Genomic DNA, 3296 nt, shown 5'->3' on the forward strand with positions numbered 1-3296 from the left:
CCTTCGCCGACGCCCTCTCCCACCACGACCCCCACCCCCAGCGCTTCCCCCACCACCTCGCCCACCCCCGGCGCCGGTGACGTGGTCATCAACGAAATCCTGGCCGACGTCCCCATGGACGCCGCCGGCGACGCCAACGGCGACGGGGTCCGGCTCTCCTGGCAGGACGAGTTCATCGAATTCATCAACCGCTCGAACCTCCCCGTCGACGTCGGCGGCTGGTATATCCGGGATTCGAAGCGCCAGACCTTCGTCTTTCCTTCCCCCTCCGTCATCCCGGGAGAGGGCGTCTTCGTGGTCTTCGGCGGAGGCACCCCCACCGGCGAATTCGGAGGAGCGACGGTCTTCACCGTCGGCACCGAGTACGGCCTCTACCTCAGCAACGAGGGGGACAGCATCACCCTCTACGACGGCGAAGGGACGGTCCGGACCGCCGTTTCCTTCGGAGTCGAATGGAGCCTGGACCAGTCCCTGAACCGCTGGCCGGAAGAAACCGGCGACTTCGCCCCCCACGCCTCCATCCCGGAAGCGGAGGGGAGGCTCTTCTCCCCGGGAACGAGGCTGAGCGGCAGCCCCTTCGAACCTTTCCCCACGCCCACCTCCACCTCGGTTCCCTCCCCCTCCCCGACTCCTTCGGCCGTCCCCACCGCGGTTCCCGCCACCCCGGTCCCGAGCCCGACCTGCGGGCCCGCCCCGGATATCCCCTGGTACTTTCCGGCCGGGGCCGATTTCGACGGCGACGGCTCCACCGACCTCGGGGTCTTCCGCCCGGACTCCGGGCGCTGGCTGATCCGGGGTTCGACCCGAGTCTGGTTCGGCACCGGGGGCGACGTCCCCGCTCCGGGCGATTTCGACGGCGACGGGTCGTCCGACCTGGCCGTTTTCCGGCCCGGCCCCGGCCTCTGGCTGGTCCGGGGGGTGACCCGGGTCTACTTCGGCAAGGAAGGAGACCTGCCGGTTCCCAGCGATTTCGACGGCGACGGGACCCGGGAATTCACGGTCTTCCGTCCCTCCAGCGGCTCCTGGTTCACCCGGGGAATAACCAAGATCTACTTCGGCCGCGAGGGGGACTTCCCCGTCCCCGCCGATTACAACGGGGGGAGCGGAGACGCCATCGCCCTCTTTCGCCCGGCGACGGGCCTGTGGCTGGTCCGGGGGGCCACCCGGTTCTTCTTCGGTAACGGCGACGATATCCCCCGCCCCGCCGACTACGACGGCGACGGCGGCGCCGACCCCGCCGTCTTCCGGCCCTGCCGGGGATTGTGGCTGGTGCGGGGGACCACCCGGTTCTTCCTGGGCTCCTGCCTCGACCAGCCCGCGCCCGGCGCCTATGCCGGCGGCGGCGACGTTCCGGCCGTGTTCCGAGAAAGCTCGGGGCTCTGGGTCGTCCCCGGAGTGACCCGTGCCTACCACGGCAAGACCGGCGACCTCCCCCTCAGCCGTTGACGGCCGGAAGGGCGTTCAGTCCCGGATTTCGACGTCGGTGTCGGTGACCAGGACCGCCCGGCGGGCGGGACGGCCGGGAGCGGAGACCTCCACCAGCTGGGCCCGGGTCCGGACCCGGTCGCCGGTGCGCAGTTCGCCCCGCATCGCCCCGTGGTAGATGATCAGCTCCATGTTCTCCAGCGCTTCCCCGGTGTCGGGACGGCGCACGCCCTCCAGGCCCAGGATGGCGGGAAGATAGTAGCCGTGAAAATCGTCGGCCACGGTTCCCTCGATCGAAACCCCGTCTTCCAGCAGGGACATCCGGCAATCGAAGAGCGGGGCCTGGCGGGCCGGGTCGGCGTAGCGGAAAAAGGGGCAGATCAGGGTCCCGGCGTAGTGGAAGCGGACCGGCCACTCCTTGCCCAGTTCCACCACCCGGGCCTGGGGATGGCCGGCCTTGTACTTGCGGATGGCGGCGCCGATCCGGTAGATCTCCTCGGGGTCGGCCACGATCACCAGATCGACGTCGTCCTCCACCCTGCCGTAGGCCAGGGACCCGCTGACCCCGGCCCGGTCGGGGTCGTAGTCGAGCAGTTCGCAGGTCTGGACCACGGCGGAGTCGATCCAGGGATAGTCCTCGCGGAGGAGGCGCAGGGAGCGGACCCCGTCGAAATAGCCCCGGAAATCGCTCAGGGGAAACTTGACGAAGGTGCGGGCATAGGGAGGCTTTTCCCCCTGGATTTCCCGCAGCGCCGGGGCCACCCGGAACTGGTTCTCCACCTGGCGCTCGAAGGGAACGATCACCAGCTCGCCGTCCACGTACTCGCGGTGGGTCCAGTCGTAGGCGCGGCCGAAGACGTCGATATGGCCGCCGTCCCGGGGGTACTTGATGATCATCCCCCACAGGGCCCGCGGAGGATGGCAGTAGCCTTCGGCGAAGACGAAACTGCCGTCGTGACGCAGAAAATAGGTGCTGTCCACCACCGGGCCCCGGAAGCGCTCCATCGGGACCAGGAACCGGTCCATCACCTGGTCGAACTTGTCTTTCATCCCAGCTCCTTTCGTGCTTGCTTACTGAGTATAGCAAAGGAAAGGGAAAAAAGAATCCACCATGAAGAACATGAAGGGGAAAAGGAAGAGGGTTCAGGGTTCAGGAGGGGAGCAAAGAGCATAGAGCAGAGTGCATAGGGAAAACCAGCCCCCTTTAGGGTTCAGGGGCCCCATTAAAATTCTCTCTCAATCAGAGTTAATCAGAGTAATCAGGTGCAAAAATATTCCGGGTCTGAGGCGGAGGCCTGAACCCCGAACCCTGAACCCTCTCATCCCCTCCCCTTCATGAACTTCATGACCTTCATGGTCGAGAGAAGCAAAGAGCATGGAGCATAGTGCATAGAGAAAAACAAATCCTCTTTCTATCATCTGTGAAACCTGCCTGCCGGCAGGCAGGTCCGTGGACTTCTCCCTTCCCGAACCATCTCCCCCTTCCCCAATCAGAGTTAATCAGAGTAATCAGGTGCAAAAATCTTCCGGGGCTGAGGCGGGGGCCTGAACCCCGAACCCTGAATCCTCTCTTCCCCCCTCTGTGACCTCTGTGGTGAGAAGAAAGGGCATAGCGCATGGAGCATAGAGGGGGAAGAATTCAGAATACAGTATTCAGTAGGAAACGTCCCCACCTCGCCTCCTTCCCTCCCCTCCTTCATGAACTTCATGGTCGAACGATCTTCCCGATGGGAAAAGGCCCATGGCTCCCACTATCTACCGGGCGGCATCTTTACCCGGCCTTCATCTCTCCCTAAATCTCTGTGCCCTCTGTGACCTCTGTGGTAAATCCCCTTTCCTCCCCCCGCGATCTTTTTTATTAAATTCGGGCC

Annotated in this window: 2 protein-coding genes; one reads left to right on the forward strand and one right to left on the reverse strand. The window is 64.8% G+C overall.

The genetic code is table 11. From position 1 onward, the window contains the following. The coding region (locus PLZ73_12675) for a lamin tail domain-containing protein (GenBank protein HOO78728.1) at positions 1-1446 on the forward strand (1446 nt) is incomplete at its 5' end. A 15-nt stretch (positions 1447-1461) separates the two neighbouring features. Here the strand turns inward: PLZ73_12675 and PLZ73_12680 are convergent. Next, positions 1462-2475: a hypothetical protein gene (locus PLZ73_12680; GenBank protein HOO78729.1), complete on the reverse strand. Its 1014-nt coding sequence runs from the start codon at positions 2473-2475 to the stop codon at positions 1462-1464. Between the last annotated feature and the right edge of the window lie 821 nt (positions 2476-3296).

The organism is bacterium (assembly GCA_035380285.1).
Taxonomy (GTDB): Bacteria; Auribacterota; Erginobacteria; order Erginobacterales; family DAOSXE01; genus DAOSXE01.

Excerpts from the sequence above, each read along its gene's own strand:
- PLZ73_12680 (HOO78729.1), bottom strand. The coding sequence starts at position 2,475 with ATGAAAGACAAGTTCGACCAGGTGATGGACCGGTTCCTGGTCCCGATG.